The following is a 26,506-nucleotide window of genomic DNA, read 5'->3' on the forward strand; positions in this document are numbered from 1 at the left end:
TCGCTTCCTTCGCCCGCCGCGCTGCGGGCGGCCGTCAGAGCGCTCCGTTCCCTGAGCAGGCTGCCGACGAATCCGCCGACCGCCCCCAGTCCCAGGCCTGCGCTCACCAGTCCGCTTCGGCTCATCGTTCGCATGGCCCCTGTCTCCCCTCAGAGGTACTGCCGGGTGGATGTGCCGCACCCAGTCGCATCGTATCCACCCACCGATTCCATCGATACCGCCTGAAAGCAAAGAGCGGGCCGTGTCCGGTGGGCACCGGACACGGCCCGCTCTTCGTCTTCTGCCTGAACACCCTCACTCGGCGAAGCCTGGCTCAGGCTTCCGTCTCCTCGGCATCATCGTCCAGCAGGCTCTTCTGGAGCACGGGCCCCTCGCCCGGAGCGAGGCTGCTGAGGATGCGCTCGAGGTCCTCCATGGAGGCGAACTCGACAGTGATCTTTCCCTTCTTCTGCCCCAGATCGACCTTCACCCGCGTCTCGAAACGGTCCGAGAGACGGGTCGCGAGGTCACTCAGCGCCGGGGAGACGCGAGCACCGGCGCGCGGCCCCTTGGGGCGCTGGGCGGTCTGCGGACGTGACCCCATGAGCGTCACGATCTCCTCGACGGCACGCACCGAGAGCCCCTCGGCCACGATCCGGTGAGCCAGCCGGTCCTGCTCCTCAGAGTCCTCGACGGAGAGCAGTGCACGAGCGTGTCCGGCGGAGAGGACCCCGGCAGCCACCCGACGCTGGACCGCCGGAGACAGCTTCAGCAGACGCAGCGTGTTGGAGACCTGCGGACGGGACCGGCCAATGCGGTCCGCCAGCTGGTCGTGCGTGCAGTTGAAGTCCTTCAGCAACTGGTCGTAGGCCGCAGCCTCTTCCAGTGGATTCAGCTGGGCGCGGTGCAGGTTTTCCAGAAGAGCGTCCAGAAGGAGCTTGTCGTCCTCCGTGGCCCGTACGATCGCCGGGATCGCGTCCAGGCCGGCCTCACGGCTGGCCCTCCAGCGCCGCTCGCCCATGATGAGCTCGTAGCGCGCGGGACCCACCTGTCGTACGACGACCGGCTGGAGCAGGCCAACCTCCTGGATGGAGGTGACCAGTTCTTGCAGCGCGTCCTCGTCGAAGACCTCACGCGGCTGACGCGGGTTCGGCGTGATGGAGTCGAGCGGAAGCTCGGCGAAGTGAGCGCCCATAGGAGGCGCAGGAGTCTCCGCATAGCCGTTGACCGACGGCTCCTCGGCCTCAGATGAAACAGGCGGCAGAGTGGCCACCTTCGCCGCGGCCACACCACGGTCGCTCGTCAGCACCGGCACGGCCGACGGGGACGCGGAACCGGCGCCCCCCATCGCCGCCGGTGTCGGCGTCTTCTCCGTCGGGGCAGCAGGGATCAATGCGCCGAGCCCACGGCCCAAACCCCTCCGTCGCTCGCTCACTGGATCCCCTCCACCATGCTCGGGTTGCTCTGTGCGCCGATGTGCGCCTGTGTCGGGTCGTAGCTGACACCGACACCCTTCAGCGCGATCTCTCGTGCTGCCTCAAGGTAGGACAGGGCGCCACTCGATCCGGGATCGTACGTCAGCACCGTCTGTCCATAACTCGGCGCCTCGGAGATACGGACCGAGCGGGGAATGCTCGTCCGCAGCACCTCATCACCGAAGTGGGTGCGCACCTCGTCCGCGACCTGGGACGCGAGGCGCGTCCGGCCGTCGTACATGGTGAGCAGGATCGTCGATACGTGCAAGGTGGGGTTGAGGTGACCCCGCACCAGGTCGACGTTGCGCAGTAGCTGACCCAGCCCTTCCAGCGCGTAGTACTCGCACTGGATCGGGATGAGGACCTCCGCGCCGGCCACCAGCGCGTTGACCGTCAGCAGGCCGAGCGAGGGCGGGCAGTCGATGAGGATGTAGTCCAAGGGCTGCTCGTACGCCTGGATCGCTCGCTGGAGCCGGCTCTCACGTGCCACCAGGGACACCAGCTCGATCTCCGCACCGGCGAGATCGATCGTGGCGGGAGCACAGAAGAGACCTTCGACGTCAGGCACCGGCTGGACGACCTCGGACAAGGGCCTGCTGTCCACCAGGACGTCGTAGATGGAAGGGACTTCGGCGTGATGGTCGATGCCCAGCGCAGTGGATGCGTTGCCCTGGGGGTCGAGGTCGATCACCAGGACACGGCCACCGTGCAGAGCCAGCGAAGCGGCAAGATTGACGGTCGTCGTCGTCTTGCCCACTCCACCCTTCTGGTTGGCGACGACCATGATCCGGGTCTGCTCGGGCCGGGGCAGCCCCTCGCCGGCACGGCCCAGAGCCTCTACCGCCAGTTGGGCAGCACGACCGATCGGAGTGTCGTCCATAGGCGGCGGTGTTTCACGTGAAACATCGTCCCCCATCGACTCGGTTCGGGGACCGGGGACCGGATCGGTCATCGGTCCCGCGATGTTGGCGTTGGACCGCAAGGATTCACTCTCCTCGACTTCAGGCTCGCAATGAACAGAGCCTCCCATGTCTTCGGGGGTGTGAACCAGTGAGGCCTGTTGTTCTGTGGAGAAATCCACCTCTGTGGACAACTCCGTTACCTCTCCGAGTGACCCGAGAGGCTTTCGGTCGCGGGGTTCGGCCGCGGCGCGGCCCCGGCTGATGATGCCGTGCAGCAGTGAGCGACGTTTCACGTGAAACACGATGCACAGCAGCGGTGGCCGTTCCGCCGCGACACTCCGGCATGCGTAGGTTTGGCAGCTTGTGTGGAGTACGTCTCGTCGTCAGGACGGATCAGCGTCGTCGGCGGGTCCGCCCGGTCCGGGCGGCCTTGGCACGCTTGGCGGCGAACCGCACACCGCCCGGGCTCTCACCGACCTCGACCCGCACCACGGTGGACAGCGGATCGACCACACCCTCACCCACATGCAGGACGGAGGTCTCCACGGCACCGAGCTTGCTCAACGCCGTGGATGCGGCCTTGAGCTCTTCCTCCGCGGTGTCGCCCTTGAGGGCGAGCATCTCCCCATAGGGACGCAGCAGCGGGATGCCCCAGGTCGCCAGCCGGTCCAGCGGAGCAACGGCCCGCGCCGTCACGACATGGACGGGAGTGAGCTTGCCCATGACCTCCTCGGCCCGACCACGGACCACCGTCACATGGTTCAGGCCCAGCAGCTCCACGACCTCCGTCAGGAACGTCGTACGCCGCAGCAGAGGCTCCAGGAGCGTGATCTTCAGATCCTCGCGGACGAGAGCCAAGGGGATGCCGGGTAGCCCGGCTCCGGAGCCGACGTCGCACACGGTCACGCTCTCGGGAACGACCTCCGAGAGCACCGCGCAGTTCAGCAGATGCCGCTCCCACAGGCGGGGCACTTCACGCGGTCCGATCAGACCGCGCTGCACACCCGCCTCGGCAAGCAGCTCGGCGTAGCGGACCGCGTCCGCGAAGCGATCGCCGAACACCTCACGCGCCTGCTCGGGCGCGGGGGGAAGCTCCGCTGCCTCCGTCACGGGGAACCGTCCTTCCGTACCGCATCGACGCACCCGGCGCCGACCACCAGAACTATCAGGCTGACAAAGTTCGGCCCCGCCTGCTCTACAGACGGGGCCGGAGAAACCTAGGAACCGATCAGGCGGGAAGCACGACGACGAAGCGCTGCGGCTCCTCGCCCTCCGACTCGCTGCGCAGGCCGGCGGCCTTGACCGCGTCGTGCACGACCTTGCGCTCGAACGGCGTCATCGGCTTGAGCTTCACGGACTCGCCGGTGCTCTTGACCTCGGCGGCCGCCTTGGAACCCAGCTCGGAGAGCTCGGCGCGCTTCTTGGCCCGGTAACCGGCGATGTCCAGCATCAGACGGCTGCGATCCCCGGTCTCCCGGTGGACGGCCAGGCGGGTGAGCTCCTGAAGGGCTTCCAGCACCTCGCCGTCACGACCGACCAGCTTCTGCAGATCGCGGCCGCCCGCGTCGCTGATGATCGAGACAGCGGCGCGATCGGCCTCGACGTCCATGTCGATGTCGCCGTCGAGATCGGCGATGTCGAGCAGACCCTCGAGGTAGTCCGCCGCGATCTCGCCCTCCTGCTCCAGGCGGGTCAGGGTGTCTGCACCCTCGGCAGCGGCGGAGGTGGTGCCTTCCGTCACGGGATGGACTCCTTCGTTACTTCTTGGACGGGGACTTGGGCCGCTGCGGGCCCTTGCGCTGTCCGGACTGGGCCTTGCTGCGGTTGGCGCTGCCGGGCTGCTTCTTGGCAGCGGGCTTGGCGTCCTCGGGCTCCTCGGCCTTGCTGAGCGAGGTCGGCTCCGACGCCTCGGTCTCACCGGCCGCCTTGGGGCCGCCCGACTGGCGCTGGGACTTGCTCTGCCGCTTGGGCTGCTGACGCTTGGGCGTGGCCCCGCTCGCCGGCGAACCGTCCTCGGTCTGGACAGCGGCCTGGGACTCGCTCTGGATCACGGTGCCGTCGGCCTGAGCCGCCAGACCGGCCTTGTTCAGACCGTTGATGAACTTGCGCTCGAACTCGTTGCGGTCCCGGCCCTTGGCGACGATGGCCTTGATGATGGTGCGCTCACTGCGCTTGCGGGCCTTGCCGTGGTTCATGACGTGCTTGGTGAGGCGCTCCAGGTAGGCGGCCTGGGCCTTGGAACCCGGGGTCGGGTTGTTGTGGATGACGTACATCTGCTGGCCCATGGTCCACACGTTGGTGGTCAGCCAGTAGACGAGGACACCGACCGGGAAGTTGATGCCGAAGACGGCGAACATGACCGGGAAGACGTACATCAGCATCTTCTGCTGCTGCATGAACGGCGTCTTGACCGTGGTGTCGACGTTCTTCGTCATCAGCTGGCGCTGCGTGTAGAACTGCGACGCCGACATCAGAATGATCATGACCGCGGTGACGACCCGCACATCGGTGACCGTGGCACCCAGCGCCTGGACGGTGGCGGAACCGTCCTTGAACTTCGCGGCCAGCGGGGCCCCGAAGATGTGCGCCTTACGGGCACTGGCCAGCAGCGACTCGTTGATGACACCGATGGTGTCGCCCGTCGCGATGCCGTTGAGCACGTGGTACAGGGCGAAGAAGAACGGCGACTGCGCCAGGATGGGAAGGCACGAGGAGAGCGGGTTGGTGCCCGTCTCCTTGTACAGCTTCATCATCTCTTCGGACTGACGCTGCTTGTCGTTCTTGTAGCGCTCCTGGATCTTCTTCATCTCGGGCTGGAGCGTCTGCATGGCCCGCGTCGACTTGATCTGCTTCACGAAGAGCGGGATCAGGCAGATACGGATCAGGATCACGAGAGACACGATCGACAGGCCCCAGGCCCACCCGGTGTCGGGGCCGAAGATGGCGCCGTACACCTTGTGGAACTGGACGATGACCCAGGAGACGGGTGTCGTGATGAAGCTGAAAAGACTGGCAATCGTGTCCACTAATCATGCTCCTTGGGCATGGGACGGAGTCTCTGCGGCCGGGCTCGAAGGAGTATGTCCCTCGGTGGCCGAGTCGGCGGCGGAGGGCCCGCCCCTGCGTGCACGCCAGGCGTTACGCAGCATTTCGTGCCACCGCGGACGCTTGCGCGGCGGGACATGGTCCACACCACCCAGCGACCACGGATTGCACCGCAGGATGCGCCAGGCGGTGAGTGCCGTTCCCTTGATCGCACCGTGGCGGTCGATGGCCTGGAAGCCGTAGTGGGAACACGACGGGTAGTACTTGCAGACCGGCCCCAGCAGCGGACTGATGGTCCACTGGTACAGCTTGATCAGCGCCAGCAGCGGGTACTTCATCGCGCGCCCCCTCCCAGCAGCCGCTGAACAGCGGCATCCAGGTCTCGGGCCAGTTGTTCATGATCGGCGTCGCCCGCCTCGGGCAGCGCTCGTACGACTACCAGGCTACCGGGGGGAAACAGGTCCACCCTGTCGCGCATCAGATGGCGAAGCCTGCGCTTCACCTTGTTGCGCACCACGGCACCACCCACGGCCTTGCTCACGACGAAACCCGCACGCGTCGGGGGAGCGCTCTCCCCAGGCGCGTGCGGGTTCGTGGCACCGCTACGAAGATGGACGACGAGGGACGGGCGTCCGGCCCGGCGCCCTCGTCGTACCGCGGTCGCGAAGTCCTCGCGCCGCCTCAGCCGGTTCTCGGTGGGCAGCACGACGGCATGACCTGACCGGGATCAGGCGGACAGGCTGGCGCGACCCTTGCTGCGGCGGTTCGCCAGAATCGCGCGGCCGGCACGGGTACGCATCCGCAGACGGAAGCCGTGGGTCTTGGCGCGACGACGGTTGTTCGGCTGGAAGGTGCGCTTGCTCACTCGGGGGCTCCAGAAATCAATCGGTGGTGGCGGGTGCCGTCCTGGCTGTCACCGTGCGCCCACGAGTAGCTCGCAGTTACGCCCGTGTGCACCGCTTCCCGATCACCTGACGTGACCTGTGCCCATCGGAGGCAGGCGGCAGCAGCCATCGACAACTCGACCTGGTTACGGTACGCGGGGCTACGCCATCCGGTCAAACCAGAGGCCACAGGGAGACACTGTCCACAGGCTGGGGACAACAACTTGAACCGCACCCGTCGCCCTGACTACCGTGGCTGAACTCCGATTCGTTCCCTTGACCCCTGTGTTTCGGCTCCACCCCATTTGAATCCCGACTCGTCCCACAACCACACGTTCGTGGGACCCGTGAGAGAGCGTGCCCTGTGGCTGACGTACCTGCCGATCTTGCCGCAGTGTGGCCACGTGTACTCGAGCAACTCCTCGGTGAGGGCCGCGTCCAGGGTGTGGAGGCGAAGGACGAGCACTGGATCCGCCGCTGCCAGCCCCTCGCGCTGGTCGCCGACACCGCCCTGCTCGCCGTACCGAACGAATTTGCGAAAGGCGTACTGGAGGGCCGGCTCGCCCCCGCCGTCAGCGAGACGCTGAGCCGTGAATGCGGCCGCCCGATCCGTATCGCCATCACCGTCGACGACTCCGCCGGCGAGCCCCCCTCCCCGCCCGCACCCCCGGCCCCCCGCTCCCAGCCTCGCTACGAGGAGCCCGAGCTCCCCTCCGGCCAGTACGACGGGCCCTACGACAACCAGTACGACAAGCAATACGACAACCAGTACGAGGGCTACGGGCGCCACCGCGCCGACGACCGTCAGCGCGACGACCGCCAGCGCGCGGACGACTCCCCCTCGGGCCGCCCCGAGCAGCGCCCCGGCCCCCAGGGCGACCACAAGCCCCGCCCGGACCAGCTCCCGACCGCCCGGCCCGCGTACCCCTCCGAGTACCAGCGCCCCGAACCCGGCGCCTGGCCGCGGCCCGCGCAGGACGAGTACAGCTGGCAGCAGCCACGGCTCGGCTTCCCGGAGCGCGACCCGTACGCGACCCCGTCACAGGAGCCGTATCAGCAGGAGTCGTACAAGCAGGAGCCGTACCCCCAGGAGCCGTACAAGCAAGAGGCGTACAAGCAGGAACCGTACGCACAGGACCCCTACGGCTCCCCCTCGCAGGACTACCGCCCCCAGTCCATGGAGCGTCCCTCCTACGACAACCCGCGCCCCGACTACGACCAGCGGCCGGACTACGACAAGTCCCGCCCGGACTACGACCCGCGGGACGCCCGCCGGGACCTGCCCGAGCCCCCGTCCGCGACCGGGCACGTGCACCGCGGCGGCCCGGTCGGCTCCAACCTGCCCACGACCGGCGCCCCCGGCCCGCTGGCCGCACAGCCCGCACCGGCGACCGGCCCCGGTGAGCCCACCGCGCGGCTGAACCCGAAGTACCTCTTCGACACCTTCGTCATCGGCGCCTCCAACCGCTTCGCGCACGCGGCCGCCGTCGCCGTCGCAGAAGCGCCGGCCAAGGCCTACAACCCCCTCTTCATCTACGGCGAGTCGGGCCTCGGAAAAACGCACCTGCTGCACGCCATCGGGCACTACGCGCGCAGCCTCTACCCCGGCACACGCGTGCGGTACGTGAGCTCGGAGGAGTTCACCAACGAGTTCATCAACTCCATCCGCGACGGCAAGGGCGACAGCTTCCGCAAGCGCTACCGCGAGATGGACATCCTGCTCGTCGACGACATCCAGTTCCTCGCGGACAAGGAGTCGACGCAGGAGGAGTTCTTCCACACCTTCAACACCCTCCACAACGCCAACAAGCAGATCGTGCTCTCCAGCGACCGGCCGCCCAAGCAGCTGGTCACCCTGGAGGACCGGCTGCGGAACCGTTTCGAGTGGGGCCTGATCACCGACGTCCAGCCGCCCGAGCTGGAGACCCGGATCGCGATCCTGCGCAAGAAGGCGGTCCAGGAGCAGCTCAACGCCCCGCCGGAGGTCCTGGAGTTCATCGCCTCCCGCATCTCGCGCAACATCCGCGAGCTGGAGGGCGCGCTGATCCGCGTGACGGCGTTCGCCTCGCTCAACCGGCAGCCGGTCGACCTGGGCCTGACGGAGATCGTCCTCAAGGACCTGATCCCCGGCGGCGAGGACTCGGCCCCGGAGATCACCTCCACGGCGATCATGAGCGCCACGGCCGACTACTTCGGCCTGACCGTCGAGGACCTCTGCGGCACCTCGCGCGGCCGCGCGCTCGTCACGGCCCGGCAGATCGCCATGTACCTCTGCCGCGAGCTCACCGACCTCTCGCTGCCCAAGATCGGCGCACTGTTCGGCGGTCGCGACCACACGACCGTCATGCACGCGGACCGCAAGATCCGCAATCTGATGGCCGAGCGGCGCTCCATCTACAACCAGGTCACCGAGCTGACGAACCGCATCAAGAACGGCTGACAGAAGCAGAGTCACGGGGGCTCGACAGCCACGGGCGCCCTGGGGACGAGGTCCCTGGGGCGCCTTCGTCATTCCCCGGCTGCCCTTCTCGGTCCCCGGCCGCCCTTCGTCGTCCCCTGGCACGCCCTGATTCGTCCTCCGGCCCGCCCTTCGTCGTCCCCCGGCACGCCTCCTCGCCGTTCCACAGGTCACGACGCCGTAGCCCGGTGTTCGATTCCCCGCCGGGTTACGGCCTCTCTCCACAGATCCGGTGACTTTTTTCCCTCCACATCCTGGGGACTGCGAAGTTGTCCAGATCGCCGTCCACAGGGACCTTCCTGAAAGACCATCACCCCAGGTCACCTCCTTGTGGATTCGTGGACGAACGATCTCCACAGACTGTGGACAGTCGGAAGATCCACAGGCTGTGCATCAAGTTGTCCACCGGCAACCCACAGGCGGAGGCCGGTTGTCCCCAGAGATCACCAGCTTCTCCACATGCCTGTCCACTGTTCGGCAACGTGACGCGCCTGATCACCGGGTCGAGTGAAAGGCGTCACACGAAGGTGCCGGGTTGGGCTGTGGGAAACGTGGGTAAAGCTGGGGACGGCGTTGGGGAGAAGTCGCCTCAGGCTGTGCACGGAGTGTGCAGAACTTTCTGTTCTCCACAGAGACGCCCAGTTGTCCACCGGTGTCGCCCACAGGGTCCGTGGACAAAATTTCCCCTCTGAGCTGGGAAAACGGGGTTATCCACGGTATCCACAGCCCCTACTACTACTGACAACTAGAGAGAGCTGGGAATCCGTTTCGAAGGAGGCCCTGTGCACAACTCGCTCTCCGGTGCCCGACTGCCCCTCGTCACGACTTGACCCCGAGAGGCACCTACTGTCAGTGGGGTGCGTCAGACTGTTCCCCGGTGTCCTTCCCGTCACCGGGGCCGACGACACCGAGACAGACGACGAAGCCAGGCAGGCCGAGCAGCGCCGGCAACAGCAGGAGGCGGCAACAGTGAAGATCCGGGTGGAACGCGACGTACTCGCGGAGGCAGTTGCCTGGGCGGCGCGCAGCCTCCCGGCCCGTCCGCCGGCGCCGGTCCTCGCCGGCCTTCTCCTGAAGGCCGAGGAAGGCCAGCTGAGCCTGTCCAGCTTCGACTACGAGGTCTCCGCGCGGGTCTCGGTGGAGGCCGAGGTCGAGGAGGAGGGCACGGTGCTGGTCTCCGGCCGCCTGCTCGCCGACATCTGCCGCGCCCTGCCCAACCGCCCGGTGGAGATTTCCACAGACGGTGTACGGGCGACCGTGGTCTGCGGCTCCTCGCGGTTCACACTCCACACCCTGCCTGTGGAGGAGTACCCGTCGCTGCCGCAGATGCCGAGTGCGACCGGCACCGTGCCCGGTGAGGTCTTCGCCTCCGCCGCCTCCCAGGTGGCCATCGCGGCGGGCCGCGACGACACGCTGCCCGTGCTGACCGGTGTGCGCATCGAGATCGAGGGCGACACCGTCACCCTGGCGTCCACCGACCGCTACCGCTTCGCGGTCCGTGAGTTCCTGTGGAAGCCGGAGAACCCCGAGGCGTCCGCGGTGGCCCTGGTGCCCGCCAAGACGCTCCTGGACACCGCCAAGGCGCTCACGAGCGGCGACAGCGTCATCCTGGCGCTCTCCGGTTCCGGTGCCGGCGAGGGCCTGATCGGTTTCGAGGGCGCGGGCCGCCGTACGACGACCCGACTGCTCGAGGGCGACCTGCCGAAGTACCGCACGCTGTTCCCGACGGAGTTCAACTCCGTCGCGGTGATCGAGACCGCGCCCTTCGTCGAGGCCGTCAAGCGTGTGGCCCTGGTCGCCGAGCGCAACACCCCGGTGCGGCTGAGCTTCGAGCAGGGCGTGCTGATCCTGGAGGCCGGTTCCAGCGACGACGCACAGGCTGTGGAAAGGGTGGACGCCCAGTTGGAGGGCGACGACATCTCGATCGCCTTCAACCCGACCTTCCTGCTGGACGGCCTGAGCGCCATCGACTCCCCGGTGGCCCAGCTGTCCTTCACGACGTCCACCAAGCCGGCGCTGCTCAGCGGCAAGCCGGCCCTGGACGCGGAGGCGGACGAGGCCTACAAGTACCTGATCATGCCGGTGCGGCTGAGCGGCTGACGTTGCCGACCGACCCGGGCTGGACGGCTGCTGGGGGTGTGGGGGTCGTCCCCCACAAGATCGCAGTATGCCGGTGCGGCTGAGCGGCTGACCCGTCGGAGAACCCGCAGGTCGGGGCATACGTTTGAGCGCGTATGCCCACAGGTGTGCGTGAGCGTCCGGGTTTAGGCTCGTACGTGGGTACCAGAGTGCCCCACACGTCACAGCTACCTAAGGAACCACTGATGGAGCTCGGTCTCGTCGGCCTCGGCAAGATGGGCGGCAACATGCGCGAGCGGATCCGCCGCGCAGGCCACACCGTGATCGGATACGACCGCAACCCGGACCTCGCGGATGTCCACAGCCTGAAGGAGCTTGTGGACGCGTTGCAGGGCCCGCGGGTCGTGTGGGTGATGGTCCCGGCCGGGGCGCCGACGCAGGCGACCATCGACGAGCTGGCCGAGCTCCTTGAGCCCGGTGACGTCGTGGTGGACGGCGGGAACTCCCGCTGGACGGACGACGAGAAGCACGCCGAGGAGCTGGCGGCCAAGGGCATAGGTTTCGTCGACTGCGGTGTCTCCGGCGGCGTGTGGGGCCTGGAGAACGGCTATGCGCTGATGTACGGCGGCGACGCGGAGAACGTCGCCAAGGTGCAGCCGGTCTTCGACGCCCTCAAGCCCAAGGGCGACGCGGGCGCGGTGCACGCCGGCAAGGTCGGCGCGGGCCACTTCGCGAAGATGGTCCACAACGGCATCGAGTACGCGATGATGCAGGCCTACGCCGAGGGCTGGGAGCTCCTGGAGAAGGTGGACTCCGTGACCGACGTCCGGGAGGTGTTCCGCTCCTGGCAGGAGGGCACGGTCATCCGTTCCTGGCTCCTCGACCTCGCGGTCAACGCCCTTGACGAGGACGAGCACCTGGACAAGCTGCGCGGTTTCGCACAGGACTCCGGCGAGGGCCGGTGGACCGTGGAGGCCGCCATCGACCACGCGGTGCCGCTGCCGGCGATCACCGCGTCCCTGTTCGCGCGGTTCGCGTCCCGCCAGGACGACTCGCCGCAGATGAAGATGATCGCGGCGCTGCGCAACCAGTTCGGCGGCCACGCGGTCGAGACGAAGTAATCCACAGGGCTGTTCGCACGGTCCACAAGAGGACAGCCCATAAGAGGCACGGTCCACAAGAGGGCTGTTCGTAGTCCACAAGCTGGGGGAGGTCGGCGCCCGACCATGCACGTCACGCATCTGTCGCTGGCCGACTTCCGCTCGTACGCTCGGGTCGAGGTTCCGCTCGATCCGGGCGTCACCGCGTTCGTGGGCCCCAACGGGCAGGGCAAGACGAACCTGGTCGAGGCGATCGGCTATCTCGCCACCCTCGGCAGCCACCGGGTCGCCTCCGATGCGCCTCTGGTCCGTATGGGGGCCGACCGGGCGATCGTCCGGGCGCAGGTCAGACAGGGTGACCGGCAGCAGCTGGTCGAGCTGGAGCTGAACCCGGGCAAGGCGAACCGGGCCCGTATCAACAGGTCGTCGCAGGTCAGGCCGCGTGATGTGCTGGGGATCGTGCGGACCGTGCTGTTCGCGCCGGAGGACCTCGCGCTCGTCAAGGGGGACCCCGGTGAGCGGCGCCGCTTCCTCGACGAGCTGATCACCGCCCGCTCCCCGCGCATGGCGGGGGTGCGCTCCGACTACGAGCGTGTCCTCAAGCAGCGCAACACCTTGCTGAAGTCGGCGGCCCTCGCGCGGCGGCACGGCGGCCGCTCGATGGACCTGTCCACTCTCGACGTATGGGACCAGCACCTCGCGCGCGCGGGTGCCGAGCTGCTCGACCGGCGCCTGGACCTGATCGCCGCGCTCCAGCCGCTGGCCGACAAGGCGTACGAGCAGCTGGCTCCCGGCGGCGGCCCGGTCGCCTTGGAGTACAAGCCGTCCGCACCGGGTGAGGCACACACCCGTGAGGATCTCTTCGAGCAGCTGATGGCCGCGCTGGCGGAGGTGCGCAAGCAGGAGATCGAGCGGGGCGTGACCCTGGTGGGCCCTCACCGGGACGATGTGAATCTCAAACTCGGTCAGCTTCCCGCCAAGGGATACGCCTCGCACGGCGAGTCCTGGTCGTACGCGCTGGCGCTGCGTCTCGCGTCGTACGACCTGCTCCGCGCGGAGGGGAACGAGCCGGTGCTGATCCTCGACGACGTGTTCGCCGAGCTCGACGCCCGGCGCCGGGAGCGGCTGGCCGAGCTGGTGGCGCCGGGTGAGCAGGTGCTGGTGACGGCGGCGGTCGACGACGACGTGCCGCACGTGCTGGCGGGGACGCGGTACGCCGTGTCGGAGGGGTCGGTGGAGCGCGTATGAGCGACGAACGGTCTCCGATCGAGGGCGCCGGGGGCGCGGGAAGCGCCGGGAGCACCGGACCTGCCCAGGGCGCCGAGCGCCCCAAGCCCGCCGAGCCCTCCGGCGTCGACCTCGCGCGCGTGGCGCTGCGGGCCGCGAAGGAGCAGGCACGCGCGCGTGGGGACGCGGCGCAGCAGAAGCGGCAGGCGCGGCGCGGGGGCGGGCTGCGCTCCGGCGCGCACGCCGACGGGCGCGACCCCATGGCGTTCGGTGCCGCCATCAACCGGTTGATCACCGAGCGGGGCTGGGAGGCGCCCGCCGCGGTGGGCGGGGTGATGGGGCGGTGGCCGCAGATCGTCGGGGAGAAGCTCGCCGACCACTGCACGCCCCAGCGGTACGACGAGGACGAGCGGGTCCTGGTCGTGCAGTGCGATTCGCCGGTGTGGGCGACCGAGGTGCGGCGGCTCGCCCCGAGCCTGGTCGCGCGGCTCAACGAGGATCTGGGTCACGGCACGGTGCAGCTGATCAAGGTGCTGGGTCCCGGCGGCCCCGCGCGCAGTTTCGGCCCTCTGCGGGCCCCGGGCAGCAGCCGACCCGGCGATCCCTACAGGTGACTTACGTCACGCAACGACAGCGATCACGCAGACACCATGGCACTGCACGCGGATGCGAACGACGACCTGACTCCCAAGTAGCAAAGGGTTGACGGCCGAAAGCGCTGAGTGCCGCTGTGAGCCTCTTGGAGCCCCGCTCCGTATATGGGGACCCGGAAGACGCCGGTTGAGGGCGGCACATGAGGACTCAGGTACCGGCAAACCCCCATCACTGTCGGCGCTACCGGTAGACTGGAAGCCAATCCCGCCCCAAACGTGGGGACCGCCCGGGAGACGCTGAGCAACGCTGATCAAGGCTTACCAACGCAACATGCCGCAGCCGCTCCGGCAACCCGCCGACGAGCCCGGCTCGTGCTGTGCCAGAAAGGGCGCTTCGTGGCCGATTCCGGCAACCCCAACGAGAACATTCCGTCCACCGACGCCGAGGCGAGTTCAGCGGTCGGCGAGGTAACCGCCTCGTACGACGCCAGCGCCATCACCGTCCTCGAGGGTCTGGACGCGGTCCGCAAGCGACCCGGTATGTACATCGGCTCGACCGGCGAGCGCGGCCTGCACCACCTGGTGCAGGAGGTCGTCGACAACTCCGTCGACGAGGCGCTGGCGGGTCACGCGGACACCATCGACGTGACGATCCTCCCCGACGGCGGGGTCCGGGTCGTCGACAACGGCCGCGGTATCCCGGTCGGCATCGTCCCCTCCGAGGGCAAGCCGGCCGTCGAGGTCGTGCTCACCGTGCTGCACGCGGGCGGCAAGTTCGGCGGTGGCGGCTACGCGGTCTCCGGCGGTCTGCACGGCGTGGGCGTGTCCGTGGTGAACGCGCTGTCGACCAAGGTGGCCGTCGAGATCAAGACCGACGGATACCGCTGGACGCAGGACTACAAGCTGGGTGTGCCGACGGCCCCGCTGGCCCAGCACGAGGCCACGGACGAGCACGGCACCTCGGTGACCTTCTGGGCGGACCCGGACATCTTCGAGACCACCGACTACTCCTTCGAGACGCTCTCGCGGCGCTTCCAGGAGATGGCGTTCCTCAACAAGGGTTTGAGGATCAAACTCACTGACGAGCGCGAGTCGGCCAAGGCGACGTCCGGCGCGGACGAGGCGGGCGCGGACGAGAGCGCCGAGGTCAAGTCGGTCGACTACCACTACGAGGGCGGCATCGTCGACTTCGTGAAGTACCTCAACTCCCGCAAGGGAGACGTGGTGCACCCGACGATCGTCGACCTCGAGGCCGAGGACAAGGACAAGAACCTGTCCGTCGAGCTCGCCATGCAGTGGAACAGCAGTTACAGCGAGGGCGTCTACTCCTTCGCCAACATCATCCACACGCATGAGGGCGGCACCCACGAGGAGGGCTTCCGCGCGGCGCTCACCTCGCTGATCAACAAGTACGCGCGCGACAAGAAGCTGCTGCGCGACAAGGACGACAACCTCACGGGTGACGACATCCGCGAGGGTCTGACCGCGATCATCTCGGTGAAGCTGGGCGAGCCGCAGTTCGAGGGTCAGACCAAGACGAAGCTGGGCAACACCGAGGTGAAGACCTTCGTCCAGAAGGTCGTCTACGAGCACCTCACCGACTGGCTGGACCGCAACCCCGTCGAGGCCGCGGACATCATCCGCAAGTCGATCCAGGCGGCCACCGCGCGCGTGGCGGCCCGCAAGGCCCGCGACCTGACCCGCCGCAAGGGCCTGCTGGAGACCGCGTCCCTGCCGGGCAAGCTCTCCGACTGCCAGTCGAACGACCCCACCAAGTGCGAGATCTTCATCGTCGAGGGTGACTCCGCCGGCGGCTCCGCCAAGTCCGGCCGGAACCCGGAGTACCAGGCGATCCTCCCGATCCGCGGCAAGATCCTGAACGTCGAGAAGGCGCGGATCGACAAGATCCTCCAGAACCAGGAGATCCAGGCGCTGATCTCGGCCTTCGGCACCGGGGTCCACGAGGACTTCGACATCGAGAAGCTGCGCTATCACAAGATCATCCTGATGGCGGACGCCGACGTCGACGGCCAGCACATCTCCACCCTGCTGCTGACCTTCCTGTTCCGCTTCATGCGGCCGCTGGTCGAGGCCGGGCACGTGTACCTGTCCCGTCCTCCGCTCTACAAGATCAAGTGGGGCCGGGACGACGTCGAGTACGCGTACTCCGACCGTGAGCGCGACGCCCTGATCGAGATGGGCCGCCAGCGTGGCAAGCGGGTCCGCGAGGACTCCATCCAGCGCTTCAAGGGCCTCGGCGAGATGAACGCCGAGGAGCTGCGCGTGACGACCATGGACCAGGAGCACCGCGTCCTCGGCCAGGTCACCCTCGACGACGCCGCCCAGGCCGACGACCTGTTCTCCGTCCTGATGGGCGAGGACGTCGAGGCCCGCCGCCAGTTCATCCAGCGCAACGCCAAGGACGTCCGCTTCCTCGACATCTGAGTCGGTCTCAGCTGACCGCACCAGGAAGGATCTTCACCCGCAATGGCCGACGAGAACACTCCCGTCACCCCGGAAGAGGGCGGCGAAGTCGCGATGCGTGTCGAGCCCGTCGGGCTCGAGACGGAGATGCAGCGTTCGTACCTCGACTACGCGATGTCCGTCATCGTGTCCCGCGCGCTGCCCGACGTCCGGGACGGACTCAAGCCCGTCCACCGCCGCGTGCTGTACGCCATGTACGACGGCGGCTACCGCCCCGAGCGCGGCTTCTACAAGTGCGCGCGCGTGGTCGGCGACGTCATGGGCAACTACCACCCGCACGGCGACTCCTCGATCTACGATGCCCTGGTGCGCCTCGCCCAGCCGTGGTCGATGCGGATGCCGCTGGTGGACTCCAACGGCAACTTCGGCTCCCCGGGCAACGACCCGGCGGCCGCCATGCGGTACACCGAGTGCAAGATGGCGCCGCTGTCCATGGAGATGGTCCGGGACATCGACGAGGAGACCGTCGACTTCACGGACAACTACGACGGCCGCTCCCAGGAGCCGACCGTCCTGCCGGCCCGCTTCCCGAACCTGCTGATCAACGGCTCTGCCGGTATCGCGGTCGGCATGGCCACCAACATCCCGCCGCACAACCTGCGCGAGGTCGCGGCCGGCGCCCAGTGGTACCTGGAGAACCCCGAGGCCTCCCACGAGGAGCTCCTTGACGCCCTCATGGAGCGCATCAAGGGCCCCGACTTCCCGACCGGCGCCCTGGTGGTCGGCCGCAAGGGCATCGAGGAGGCGTACCGCACGGGCCGCGGCTCGATCACCATGCGCGCGGTCGTCGAGGTCGAGGAGATCCAGAACCGCCAGTGCCTGGTGGTCACGGAACTGCCGTACCAGACCAACCCCGACAACCTCGCGCAGAAGATCGCCGACCTGGTCAAGGACGGCAAGGTCGGCGGCATCGCGGACGTCCGCGACGAGACGTCGTCGCGCACGGGCCAGCGGCTCGTGATCGTGCTCAAGCGCGACGCGGTCGCCAAGGTGGTCCTCAACAACCTGTACAAGCACACGGACCTCCAGTCGAACTTCGGCGCCAACATGCTGGCGCTCGTCGACGGCGTGCCGAGGACCCTGTCCCTGGACGCGTTCATCCGGCACTGGGTGGCGCACCAGATCGAGGTCATCGTCCGCCGTACGCGCTTCAGGCTGCGCAAGGCCGAGGAGCGGGCGCACATCCTGCGCGGCCTCCTGAAGGCCCTGGACGCCATCGACGAGGTCATCGCGCTGATCCGGGCCAGCGACACGGTCGACATTGCGCGTACGGGCCTGATGGACCTCCTCCAGATCGACGAGATCCAGGCCAACGCCATCCTCGAGATGCAGCTGCGCCGGCTCGCCGCCCTGGAGCGCCAGAAGATCATCCAGGAGCACGACGAACTCCAGGCGAAGATCACCGAGTACAACGAGATCCTGGCCTCGCCGGTCCGCCAGCGCGGCATCGTGAGCGCCGAACTCGCCGCGATCGTCGAGAAGTACGGCGACGACCGCAAGACCATGCTGGTGCCCTACGACGGCGACATGTCCATCGAGGACCTCATCGCCGAGGAGGACATCGTCGTCACGGTCACGCGCGGCGGTTACGTCAAGCGCACCAAGACCGTCGACTACCGCGCCCAGAAGCGCGGCGGCAAGGGCGTGCGCGGCACGAAGCTCAAGGAAGACGACATCGTCGACCACTTCTTCGTGTCCACCACCCACCACTGGCTGCTGTTCTTCACCAACAAGGGCCGCGTCTACCGCGCGAAGGCGTACGAGCTGCCGGACGCCGGCCGGGACGCGCGCGGACAGCACGTCGCCAACCTGCTGGCCTTCCAGCCGGACGAGGCGATCGCCGAGATCCTCGCGATCCGCGACTACGACGCGGCGCCCTACCTGGTGCTCGCCACCAAGGCGGGTCTGGTCAAGAAGACATCACTGAAGGATTACGACTCTCCGCGTTCCGGTGGCGTCATCGCCATCAACCTGCGGGAGCGCGAGGACGGTTCGGACGACGAACTGATCGGCGCCGAACTGGTCTCGGCCGACAGCGATCTGCTTCTGATCAGCAAGAAGGCGCAATCGATCAGGTTCACGGCCTCGGACGACACCCTGCGTCCCATGGGCCGCGCGACCTCGGGTGTGAAGGGTATGAGCTTCCGCGAGGGCGACGAGCTGCTCTCGATGAATGTTGTTCGACCCGGTACGTTCGTGTTCACTGCTACGGACGGCGGGTACGCGAAGCGCACCCCTGTCGACGAGTACCGCGTCCAGGGTCGCGGCGGCCTCGGTATCAAGGCTGCCAAGATCGTGGAGGACCGCGGATCGCTCGTCGGAGCGCTGGTGGTCGAGGAGACCGACGAGATCCTCGCCATCACGCTGTCCGGCGGTGTGATTCGTACGCGAGTCAACGGAGTCAGGGAGACGGGCCGTGACACCATGGGCGTCCAACTGATCAACCTGGGCAAGCGCGATGCCGTCGTCGGCATCGCTCGTAACGCCGAGGCGGGACGCGAGGCGGAGGAGGTCGACGGCGATGTGGCCGACGACGAGACCGCCGAGGGTGCCGCCGAGACCATCGGCACGGACGAGGGTGAGTCGCCCTCGGCCGAGTAGCACGAGGAGAGAGTCATCGTGAGCGGAGCCACGGGCGCCGGATCGACCGGAACCTCTACGGGGTCCACCCCCGGCACGGAGGCCGACGGCGGCGGCCGTGGCTCCGCCGCGCGTGCGTCGGACGCACGGGGCCCGGAGGCGCCCGGAGCAGACACGCGCGGCACGACCCCGCATCCGACAGAACCGAACACCGTGGACACGCACACGACTCAGCTCAAGGCGATCAAGCCGCCCGCGACCCCGCCGCGCTCGCCCGAGACGCATGGATCCCAGGGGGGACCTGTGACGGACACCCAGCCGCCGGCCCGGCCGACGGCGCCCGCCGCACCGCCCCAGGCGGCGGCCCAGCCGCAGCCCGCGGCTCAGGCTTCGCCTTCTCCGCTGCCGGGGGAACGGCAGCCGCAGCAGCAGTCCGGTCCGTATCACCCGCCGCAGGCCTACCCGACACAGGCCGCCCCGGCCGGTGCCGTACGGCGCCCGCGGACGGGGGCGCGCACCGTGCCCCGTACACGCAAAGCACGTCTGCGGGTGGCCAAGGCCGACCCGTGGTCCGTCATGAAAGTCAGCTTCCTGCTCTCCATCGCACTCGGCATCTGCACGATCGTCGCGGCCGCAGTGCTGTGGATGGTCATGGACGCGATGGGCGTCTTCTCGACGGTCGGCGGGACGATCTCCGAGGCGACCGGCTCGAACGAGTCGAACGGCTTCGACCTCCAGGCATTTCTCTCCCTGCCGAACGTCCTGATGTTCACGTCGATCATCGCGGTCATCGACGTCGTCCTCGCGACGGCTCTCGCGACCCTCGGCGCGTTCATCTACAACCTCTCCGCGGGCTTCGTCGGCGGCGTCGAGCTGACGCTGGCCGAGGACGAGTGACCCGGCTTCAAACCTGGCTTCCGAACTGGCTTCAAACCTGTGGGGGCGGTCCTGAAGGAACCGATTTTGGGACTGCCCACGTCGTGCGCTAATCTTCAGGAGTCAGCGCGCGGGACACACCCCGCAAAGCGCGGCGGGGCTATAGCTCAGTTGGTTAGAGCGCATCCCTGATAAGGATGAGGCCACAGGTTCAAATCCTGTTAGCCCCACCAGCGAAAAGACCCCCAGGCGATCACGCTTGGGGGTCTTTGACATCCACGGCTGACATCAGCCGATGATTTGATCTTCCAGGAGTTCGGCGAGCATCTCGGTTGCCTCGCGCTGGTCGGAGCCGACCACGTGCGTGTAGACGTCCATGGTCATGCTGATCTGGCTATGCCTGAGGATCGTCTGAGCGACCTTGGGGTGCACCTTCAGGAAGGCGAGCAGGGTCCCGCATGTGTGCCGGGCGAGCCGCACTGTGATCCGACGCACGCCGGCCCGCTTCACCAGGGCGTTGAAGGCGCGGGAGAAGCCCACCGGATCGGTCAGCCCGCCACGCTCCGACGAGAAGATCACGTCATGGTCCGGTGCCTGCTCCCAGGAGTCCCCAACGATCTGCCGCTCTAGATCTTGCAGTTCCCGGCGCTCTTCCAGGGCGCGGGCGCAGAACTCCGGGAGCGGGAGAACGGCCGTCGAGGAATCGGTCTTGAGGTCTTTGAGGATCAGTCCTACGCCCTTCTCCCGCTGTACCTGCTTGGTCGGGGTGAACTGTCGGTTCTCGAAGTCGATGTCTTGCCAGCGCAGGCCCAGCACCTCGCTCCGGCGGAGGCCGAGCACGAGGATCAGAACGCAGGCCGCGTAGAAGCGGTGGGCACGGGCGGTCCGCAGGAAGCTGATCGCCTCACGGGCACTCCAGGCCCGTCCCTTGTCCTTGCTGACCTTGGGCATGTCGACCAGCAGCGCGACGTTGCGCGTCAGCAGTTCCTCTCGGACAGCGCGGTTCAGGGCGTTCCGAAGGGTCCGTAGCACCTCGAAGCGGGTAGCCGCGGGAACCTTCTCGCGCGTCAACGCGGCCATGCACGTGCGGATCTGCGCCGGCGAAAGCTTGACCATGGGCTTCTTGCCGAGGTGAGGCACGAGGTAGAGCCGTACCTTCGACTCGTACTTGACGTACGTGTTGTGCTCGCGATCCGGCTTCACGATGTGCTCCAGCCAGTAGGCCAGCCACTCCCCAAGGCTCCAGGATCGGGACGGCACCGGGATGCCGTTGCGCTCCTGGTCTTGGAGCTTGCCGAGCTTCTCAGCGGCTTCGTCCCAGGTGGCCCCGTAGACGTACTTCCGGACGCGGTTGCCCTCGGTGTCGGTGACGTACGCGGCACCCTGGTACCGGCCGTCAGCGCGCTTGGTGATCGTTCCTCCGCCGTTGGGGCGTCGCTTAGCCATCAGTTCTCCCCCAGCCGGCCGTCGATGAAGTCCCGCACGGCTTCAGCCGGAATGCGTCGGCAACCATCGATCTTGAGCGAGACAAGGCGGTGCGTACGGATCAGGTCGTAGACCTTGGACCGGCCCACCTTGAGCTGTGCCATGACCTCCGGCACCTTGAGCAGTTCGGGTGTGGCGGTGGTCATGCGGCGGCTCCTTCCAGGTCGAGCAAGGCGGGTAGTTCGTCGCGGGCGGTCTCGCGGTTGTGTTGGATCTCGCGGCGGATGTTGGCGGCGAGCCAGGATTCGCCGGGGGTGTGGCCGTGGCCGGCGTAGGACCAGTGCGCGAGGGTGAGCGTGGTCGCCTCCGGGTTGTCATCGGGGTCGGGCAGGCCGAGGGCTTCGCGGTGCTGGGCTGCGCGGTAGTCGGCGCGGACCTGCCGGAGGGCGCCGAGGGTGGTGGAGTAGCGGCGGGACTTGGTGGAGAAGTGGCCGCGGAAGCCGAGCATGTGAGCCCAGTCGAGGAGCTTGCGGTCCGGGTAGAGCTTGTGGAGGTCCAGGCAGGCCTCAATGAGCCGGCGGGGGTGGTCCGGGACTCCGAGGAGCACCAGGGCTTCCTTGTTGCCGACGCGGCGGTCAACGGTGCCGGTGGTCTCGGCTGCTTTGGTGGCGTACTTGGCGACGTACGAGGCAACCGCGGCTTCGGTGATCTCCTCGCCGTGTCCGAAGGCGCCAATCGGCTGCACGTCGAGCTGTGTGCCCCATCGAAGGGTGCGGGCCGGTTGCGTGATCGCGGGTTGGTTCGGGTCTGGCTGGTAGCGGGCCGGGGGCACGTCGACCGTGACGCGGGCAGCGGCAGCCCGGATCGAGTCGGTGAGCAGGCCGAGGGTGGCCCAGGCCGGGGGTGGATCGTCGGGCCCCGCGGGTCCGTCGAAGCGGATCACCGCATGGAAGTGCACGGCCCCGCGCTTTTGGTACTCAGCGACCTTGCCGAAGGAGACCCGGGACTGTTCCTTGGCGTCCTTCTGCGTCAGGCCGGCCCGCTTGGCGATCTCACGGCGCAGATAGATCGTGAAGTACCGCCACAGCTCGGAGGCGTGGTTGTTCCACAGCACCGCGCCCGCGTAGTCGTACGAAGCCGGATCGAGCGGGGTGCCCAGCTCCGGGGCATCCTCGCCGTGCCGGGTGCCGCAACGGCAGGGCCGGTTTCCGGGGCGGTTGTGGACCGGGCCGAAGCTCGGGGCGGTGAGGGTGGCGAACACCCGCGGGTGATTCCGGATCGTGTGCGGGGTGCCCTTGTCCGGGTCACCGACGAGCCCGGCGCGGATCAGGTGGTAGGTGTCGCCGGCGTAGGTCCAGGCGCACGAGGGACAGCGCGAGGCCCGCCGGTTGCCGCACGCGATCCGGAGCCGCCCACCGGGCTCGGTGTCGGTCGAGTAGGTGTGCAGGACCTGTCCGGACACCGCGTCCCGGGTGACGGTGGAGCCTTGCAGGTGGATGGGGTCGGAGCAGCCGCCGGTGCGGCGGATCTGGTCTTGGATGCGGTCGAAGCCGGTGGACCCGGCCAGCCTCAGCACGTCGGCGAGGGTGGCCGGGTCCAGGCCCGCCATGGTGGCGGTGTCGCTCACGTGGTCACTTCCTGCCGTGCGCGGGGCCGTGGTGGGCGGTGTAGTCGTCGACCAGGGCCTTGACGTCCGTGTTGCCGTTGGCGTGGTCCTCAGCGCCGCAGCCGCCGCAGACGTAGTCGCCCTGAGAGCGGCTGTACTTGGTGGCGCCCTTGACGCGCAGGCCGGGGCTTTCCTCGGTCGGGGTGAGGTCGGCGGGGAGCTTGCGGAACATGCCCGTCACCTCCCGATCTGGACGAGGGCGGCGGGGGCGTGGTGGGCGTGGCCGGTGCCCTGGCAGACGGGGCAGACCACCCGCAGCAGGGCGCGGGAGCCGTCGCGGCGACGGGCGCCGGTGGTGATGGAGACGGCGGGGAAGCCGTCGCAGTGGTGGCAGATCGGGCGGTTCGTGAGGCGGACAGGCATGATGGACGGAGCCCTTTCGGATCGAGAGATCGGGAAGTGGTGCAGGGCCGTCCGGGGCGGCGGAAACTTGGCGGTTGAGGCCGCCCCGGAGGGCTTCACTTGAAACGGCGGTGCGTCGAGCGGACGGGCCGGGATCGGCGTCCGTGGTGCTTGCGCGGCGCGCGGGAGCGCCGCCGGGTGCCCGCGTGGGATAACTCCCGTTTCTTGGCGCGGTTGATCGTGTAGCTCAGGCCCCCGGTCGCGGACAGGACCGCAACGGCAGCGCCGGCGACGATCTGAGCCACGAAGGCGATCACCAGCAGGACCACCACGGCGGACGTGGCGATGACCAGGGTGAGGACGATGGGGCCCTTGTAGGAGCGGGGAGCCTCTTGGACGATCACGACCTTGCGGATGTCCGTGCCGTTGGGGATCTGCCGGTAGAGGTCAGCGGGGATGTGGCCGGCGCGGAGCTGGTCTTCGGGTAACTGCATCGATCGGCCCTCCCTGTCAGCCGGTGCAGCGGTGCGTGCGGGCGGCGAGTTCGGCGGCGGAGCGGTCGCGGTGTTCAGTGGAGAAGCCGCACTCCGGGGCGGTGCAGGCGGCGGTGTGCCGGGTCTGGCCGCGGCCGTTGTTGAACGTGCCGACCCGGACGGGGCCGATGCGGATCACGTCGTAGAAGCGGTTCGGTCGCACGGTTGAACCTCCTTTTCAGTCAGGCGAGTTGGGCGACGATCGCGCCGGCGAGGTCTTCGGGGATACCGAGCCGGGCGCGCAGGGTGGCGGTGTCGATCTCGGCACCAGTCCGGGCGCGATGGTCGGCGGCGATCTTCCGGGCGTGATCCACCAGCGCCGGGGGCACTGGCGGGGCCGGAGCTTCCGGCAGCGCCGGGACCGGCTCAGGCGTGGCAATCTCGGGGGCCGGAGTGGCCGGCTCGGGGCGGTCGAGGTCAATCACCGGCGCCGGACTGGAGACCGGCTCAGGAGCCAACTCGCTTGTATGTGAGGCGGGTTGGTGGGCGAGCAGGGTGCCGCCGAGGAAGGCGAGTGCGGGCCAGCCGGCGACGAGGATGCGCAGCCAAGCCGGGACGTGCTCCAGGTCGAGAAGCCCAGCGGTGGCGATGTTCGCGCCCAGCGAGGCAACGAGGGCGACCAGGAACCAGAACCAGGCCAGCTTTGAGCGTTCGGTGCGCAGCCGCCGCCACACGGCGACCAGGAGCAGATCGACGGAGACCGGGTAGGCCCAGGCCTTCCATCCGCTCTGGCCGGCAGCGGCGGCGAGGTCGTGCAGGTGGGCGAAGGACAACGCACCGGCGATCACGGCCTGAACCAGGACAGCGTCGGGGCGGAACGATCGGGGCATGGTCTTCACCTCCTTCGCGGGGGTCGGGCCGGGGGGCGGGGCGGGGAGCGGTGTCCGGCCGCCCGGCCCCGGCGGGGTTCAGTCGTCGGCGGGGATCTCGCCGGCGCCCAGGCAGCCCAGGCAGATCCCGGTCTGTGCGCCGGCGACGCGCTGTTTGCGGCCGACGCGGACGGTGCGGGAGACCTCGCCGGTGCCCTTGCAGGTCGGACAGGGCGTGGTCTTCGGCTGGGTGGTTTTGCGTGCCATGAGCGATCTCCAGACGGGTTTTCGGCATGGCTCGGGTAGGGACCTGGCGCGAGGCGGTCACGCCGACCGTTGAGCGGGGTGCTAGTCCGTGACGGGCCGGGGCCGGACCATGGGCGGGGTGGTCGGCATCGGCGGCACGGTGATCTGTCCCACGGGCCGGAACGGGGCCAGGAATGGCAGCTCCGGGACCAGGTGGGCGAACTCGCGGCAGGTCGCGGCCGCCTCGTCGGGGGTGATCTCGGGGGTGCGGATGCGGGACCATCCGCCGGTGGTGTCGCCGGCCACGGCGATGCCGGGACGGTCCGGGGCGATCGTGGTCACCGCGGTCACCGCGTCGGGGGCGATGTCGCCCAGGCCCATGTCGGCGGTCTGCTTGTCGTTGACGCGGTGCACGACCCGTCCGGTGAGCTGGGCACGCAGGGCGGTTGCGCCACGGCCGAGGTCGGAGCCGAAACGCTGCCCGCAGACTTCCAGGTAGATGCCGACCGCGCGGGCCATCTGCCCGAGGCGGACCAGTTGCATGACGGTCTTGTCGCGGGCCGGCTCATCCTTCTTCGAGGTAACGAAGAACAGTTCCGCGATCTCGTCGACCAGGACCACCAGCGGCACCGGCCGCACCTGATCGGGTAGCTCCCACAGGTCTGAGACGCCGTAGAGGGCGAGGAGATCGAAGCGCTCCTCCATTTCCATGACCAACGCGTCGATCAGCTTGCCGGCGTCATCCGGGCTGGTCACCAGCGCCGACAGGCGCGAGGCATAGCGGTTCTGTTCGACACCGCGCTTGCAGTCGATACCGACCAGGGCGACCGGTAACTGTGCCAGCCCCTTGATCAGGTTGCGCTGATACATCGACTTCCCGGACTGGTTCGCACCCAGGGTGAGGGCGTGCGGCACCTTGCGGTAGTCCCGCTCGAAGACCGTGCCGTCCTCCCGCAACGCCACCGGAACCACCAGGTCACGAGGCCGCGCCTTACGCGGCAGCTTCACCCGGTTCAGGACATCCCAGCCCGTCATGCGCAGCTCGACATAGCCCGGCTTGGTCTCCATCACGGTCACCGACCGCACCCCGAACGCGTGCCGCAGACGCTCCGTCGAGGCAGCGATGTCGGCAGGCTCCAGGCCAGCAGGCAGACGCAGGGTGATGCGCAGACCGGTCGAGGTCGGACGGACCCGGCGGATCTTCGGCGGCACCGGGCGAACCTCGCTGCGGGCCACGTTGCGCTTGACGAAGGCCCGGAAGCCGGACGGCTGCACGGTCAGCCCGCACACGTCCATCGTCGAGTTGTAGTTCCAGGTGAACCGGCCCCACGTGACCGGCATCCCGACCAGCGACCAGTACACGCGGGGTGCGCGAGCCTTGGCGTAGCCGAGACCACCGGCACCGGCCGCTGCTCCGGCCAGTTCGACGTAGGTGACCAGGTCGGTCATGGTCAGGCCCCCAGCGGGGTGATCGCGACCGCACGGAAGCTGATCCCGTGCCGCTTCTGGCCGTTGAACTCGTTCTCCCAGTCACGGGCCTTGAGACCGATGACCTTGACCGGCGTACCCGGTGCCAGACCCTCCGGGAAACCCGTCTCCGGGACGGTCACCTGGTAGAGGTTGCCCTCTCCCTCGTCCGAGATCAGCAGGCCCACCGTCGACAGGCCCGCGCCCGTCTCCCGGTCCACGGCCCGCTCCCCGGTCTGCTTGTTGACCACCTTCGGCGCCGGCTCGGTCGCCACGAACACGAGAGCAGTCGAAGTGTCGATCTTGAAGGACGGCATACGTCACTCCTTTGTCGCG

At 68.3% G+C, this 26,506-nt stretch carries 27 protein-coding genes and 1 tRNA gene; 9 read left to right on the forward strand and 19 right to left on the reverse strand.

The annotated features are described in order from the left end of the window. Positions 1 to 313: 313 nt before the first annotated feature. From AQJ54_RS32745 to rpmH, 8 genes are all read right to left on the reverse strand, one after another. Positions 314 to 1,414: a ParB/RepB/Spo0J family partition protein gene (locus AQJ54_RS32745; protein ID WP_030319549.1), complete on the reverse strand. Its 1,101-nt coding sequence runs from the start codon at positions 1,412 to 1,414 to the stop codon at positions 314 to 316. Then, positions 1,411 to 2,484: a ParA family protein gene (locus AQJ54_RS32750; RefSeq protein ID WP_079070124.1), complete on the reverse strand. Its 1,074-nt coding sequence runs from the start codon at positions 2,482 to 2,484 to the stop codon at positions 1,411 to 1,413. The genes AQJ54_RS32745 and AQJ54_RS32750 overlap by 4 nt, the downstream gene beginning before the upstream one ends. A gap of 265 nt (positions 2,485 to 2,749) precedes the next feature. Beyond that, a complete protein-coding gene (rsmG, locus tag AQJ54_RS32755; RefSeq protein WP_062025671.1) occupies positions 2,750 to 3,466 on the reverse strand; it encodes a 16S rRNA (guanine(527)-N(7))-methyltransferase RsmG in 717 nt (238 codons plus the stop codon). Positions 3,467 to 3,584: 118 nt separating this feature from the next. Beyond that, the gene (locus tag AQJ54_RS32760; RefSeq protein ID WP_062025673.1) at positions 3,585 to 4,097 is read right to left on the reverse strand and encodes a Jag family protein; all 513 of its coding nucleotides are present in this window, start codon (positions 4,095 to 4,097) and stop codon (positions 3,585 to 3,587) included. Positions 4,098 to 4,113: 16 nt separating this feature from the next. Continuing rightward, positions 4,114 to 5,382 carry a membrane protein insertase YidC gene (gene yidC / locus AQJ54_RS32765; RefSeq protein WP_062025675.1) on the reverse strand — a complete coding sequence of 423 codons (1,269 nt, stop codon included), beginning with the start codon at positions 5,380 to 5,382 and terminating at the stop codon, positions 4,114 to 4,116. A gap of 3 nt (positions 5,383 to 5,385) precedes the next feature. Next, the gene (gene yidD / locus AQJ54_RS32770) at positions 5,386 to 5,739 is read right to left on the reverse strand and encodes a membrane protein insertion efficiency factor YidD (protein ID WP_030319557.1); all 354 of its coding nucleotides are present in this window, start codon (positions 5,737 to 5,739) and stop codon (positions 5,386 to 5,388) included. Further along, the gene (gene rnpA / locus AQJ54_RS44015) at positions 5,736 to 6,107 is read right to left on the reverse strand and encodes a ribonuclease P protein component (RefSeq protein WP_079070113.1); all 372 of its coding nucleotides are present in this window, start codon (positions 6,105 to 6,107) and stop codon (positions 5,736 to 5,738) included. The genes yidD and rnpA overlap by 4 nt, the downstream gene beginning before the upstream one ends. Before the next feature lie 21 nt (positions 6,108 to 6,128). Continuing rightward, positions 6,129 to 6,266: a 50S ribosomal protein L34 gene (gene rpmH, locus AQJ54_RS32780; protein WP_005482975.1), complete on the reverse strand. Its 138-nt coding sequence runs from the start codon at positions 6,264 to 6,266 to the stop codon at positions 6,129 to 6,131. 383 nt (positions 6,267 to 6,649) lie between these two features. On the opposite strand from rpmH, the gene dnaA reads away from it, so the two are divergent. The 9 genes from dnaA (at position 6,650) to AQJ54_RS32825 (ending at position 19,915) form a co-directional block, all read left to right on the forward strand. Further along, complete coding sequence (gene dnaA / locus AQJ54_RS32785) at positions 6,650 to 8,725, forward strand: chromosomal replication initiator protein DnaA (protein WP_079070114.1); 2,076 nt, start codon at positions 6,650 to 6,652, stop codon at positions 8,723 to 8,725. 987 nt (positions 8,726 to 9,712) lie between these two features. Then, entirely contained in the window at positions 9,713 to 10,843 is a 1,131-nt protein-coding gene (gene dnaN, locus AQJ54_RS32790) for a DNA polymerase III subunit beta (protein ID WP_030319564.1), read from the forward strand. 224 nt (positions 10,844 to 11,067) lie between these two features. Next, positions 11,068 to 11,943 carry a phosphogluconate dehydrogenase (NAD(+)-dependent, decarboxylating) gene (gnd, locus tag AQJ54_RS32795; protein ID WP_062243443.1) on the forward strand — a complete coding sequence of 292 codons (876 nt, stop codon included), beginning with the start codon at positions 11,068 to 11,070 and terminating at the stop codon, positions 11,941 to 11,943. 105 nt (positions 11,944 to 12,048) lie between these two features. Further along, positions 12,049 to 13,170 (forward strand): DNA replication/repair protein RecF, encoded by a 1,122-nt coding sequence (gene recF / locus AQJ54_RS32800; protein ID WP_062025683.1) that lies wholly within the window; start codon positions 12,049 to 12,051, stop codon positions 13,168 to 13,170. Next, positions 13,167 to 13,763 carry a DciA family protein gene (locus AQJ54_RS32805; RefSeq protein WP_248845479.1) on the forward strand — a complete coding sequence of 199 codons (597 nt, stop codon included), beginning with the start codon at positions 13,167 to 13,169 and terminating at the stop codon, positions 13,761 to 13,763. Before recF ends, AQJ54_RS32805 begins: the two co-directional genes overlap by 4 nt. A gap of 351 nt (positions 13,764 to 14,114) precedes the next feature. Next, complete coding sequence (gene gyrB, locus AQJ54_RS32810; RefSeq protein WP_062025685.1) at positions 14,115 to 16,187, forward strand: DNA topoisomerase (ATP-hydrolyzing) subunit B; 2,073 nt, start codon at positions 14,115 to 14,117, stop codon at positions 16,185 to 16,187. A gap of 42 nt (positions 16,188 to 16,229) precedes the next feature. Further along, the gene (gene gyrA, locus AQJ54_RS32815; protein WP_062025687.1) at positions 16,230 to 18,827 is read left to right on the forward strand and encodes a DNA gyrase subunit A; all 2,598 of its coding nucleotides are present in this window, start codon (positions 16,230 to 16,232) and stop codon (positions 18,825 to 18,827) included. Between the two features lie 18 nt (positions 18,828 to 18,845). Further along, positions 18,846 to 19,703, forward strand: a complete 858-nt coding sequence (locus AQJ54_RS44025; RefSeq protein WP_079070116.1) for a DUF3566 domain-containing protein — start codon at positions 18,846 to 18,848, stop codon at positions 19,701 to 19,703. Positions 19,704 to 19,838: 135 nt separating this feature from the next. Then, a tRNA-Ile gene (locus AQJ54_RS32825) sits at positions 19,839 to 19,915 on the forward strand. 55 nt (positions 19,916 to 19,970) lie between these two features. On the opposite strand, the gene AQJ54_RS32830 is transcribed toward AQJ54_RS32825, so the two are convergent. The 11 genes from AQJ54_RS32830 to AQJ54_RS32875 all read right to left on the reverse strand — a co-directional run bounded on the left by AQJ54_RS32830 (position 19,971) and on the right by AQJ54_RS32875 (position 26,487). Continuing rightward, positions 19,971 to 21,128 (reverse strand): tyrosine-type recombinase/integrase, encoded by a 1,158-nt coding sequence (locus AQJ54_RS32830; RefSeq protein ID WP_062243446.1) that lies wholly within the window; start codon positions 21,126 to 21,128, stop codon positions 19,971 to 19,973. Beyond that, on the reverse strand, positions 21,128 to 21,313 hold the full coding sequence (locus AQJ54_RS32835) for a helix-turn-helix domain-containing protein (protein ID WP_062243448.1): 186 nt from the start codon (positions 21,311 to 21,313) through the stop codon (positions 21,128 to 21,130). The genes AQJ54_RS32830 and AQJ54_RS32835 overlap by 1 nt, the downstream gene beginning before the upstream one ends. Beyond that, complete coding sequence (gene repSA, locus AQJ54_RS32840; RefSeq protein ID WP_062243450.1) at positions 21,310 to 22,734, reverse strand: replication initiator protein RepSA; 1,425 nt, start codon at positions 22,732 to 22,734, stop codon at positions 21,310 to 21,312. The genes AQJ54_RS32835 and repSA overlap by 4 nt, the downstream gene beginning before the upstream one ends. Positions 22,735 to 22,738: 4 nt before the next feature. Beyond that, positions 22,739 to 22,945 carry a hypothetical protein gene (locus AQJ54_RS32845; RefSeq protein ID WP_062243451.1) on the reverse strand — a complete coding sequence of 69 codons (207 nt, stop codon included), beginning with the start codon at positions 22,943 to 22,945 and terminating at the stop codon, positions 22,739 to 22,741. 5 nt (positions 22,946 to 22,950) lie between these two features. Further along, positions 22,951 to 23,136 (reverse strand): hypothetical protein, encoded by a 186-nt coding sequence (locus tag AQJ54_RS32850; RefSeq protein WP_062243454.1) that lies wholly within the window; start codon positions 23,134 to 23,136, stop codon positions 22,951 to 22,953. A gap of 95 nt (positions 23,137 to 23,231) precedes the next feature. Beyond that, a complete protein-coding gene (locus AQJ54_RS32855; protein WP_248845480.1) occupies positions 23,232 to 23,609 on the reverse strand; it encodes a hypothetical protein in 378 nt (125 codons plus the stop codon). Positions 23,610 to 23,625: 16 nt separating this feature from the next. Beyond that, positions 23,626 to 23,811, reverse strand: coding sequence for a mobile element transfer protein (locus AQJ54_RS32860; RefSeq protein WP_062243455.1), 186 nt, complete (start codon positions 23,809 to 23,811; stop codon positions 23,626 to 23,628). 19 nt (positions 23,812 to 23,830) lie between these two features. Next, the gene (locus AQJ54_RS32865) at positions 23,831 to 24,478 is read right to left on the reverse strand and encodes a DUF2637 domain-containing protein (protein WP_062243458.1); all 648 of its coding nucleotides are present in this window, start codon (positions 24,476 to 24,478) and stop codon (positions 23,831 to 23,833) included. A 78-nt stretch (positions 24,479 to 24,556) separates the two neighbouring features. Further along, on the reverse strand, positions 24,557 to 24,724 hold the full coding sequence (locus AQJ54_RS46235) for a hypothetical protein (RefSeq protein WP_167347982.1): 168 nt from the start codon (positions 24,722 to 24,724) through the stop codon (positions 24,557 to 24,559). Positions 24,725 to 24,805: 81 nt separating this feature from the next. Continuing rightward, on the reverse strand, positions 24,806 to 26,152 hold the full coding sequence (locus tag AQJ54_RS32870; RefSeq protein ID WP_062243461.1) for an FtsK/SpoIIIE domain-containing protein: 1,347 nt from the start codon (positions 26,150 to 26,152) through the stop codon (positions 24,806 to 24,808). Positions 26,153 to 26,154: 2 nt separating this feature from the next. Further along, positions 26,155 to 26,487, reverse strand: coding sequence for an SCO3933 family regulatory protein (locus AQJ54_RS32875; RefSeq protein ID WP_062243464.1), 333 nt, complete (start codon positions 26,485 to 26,487; stop codon positions 26,155 to 26,157). Positions 26,488 to 26,506 lie beyond the last annotated feature (19 nt).

It is taken from the genome of Streptomyces griseorubiginosus (genome assembly GCF_001514195.1).
GTDB classification, from domain to species: domain Bacteria; phylum Actinomycetota; class Actinomycetes; order Streptomycetales; family Streptomycetaceae; genus Streptomyces; species Streptomyces griseorubiginosus.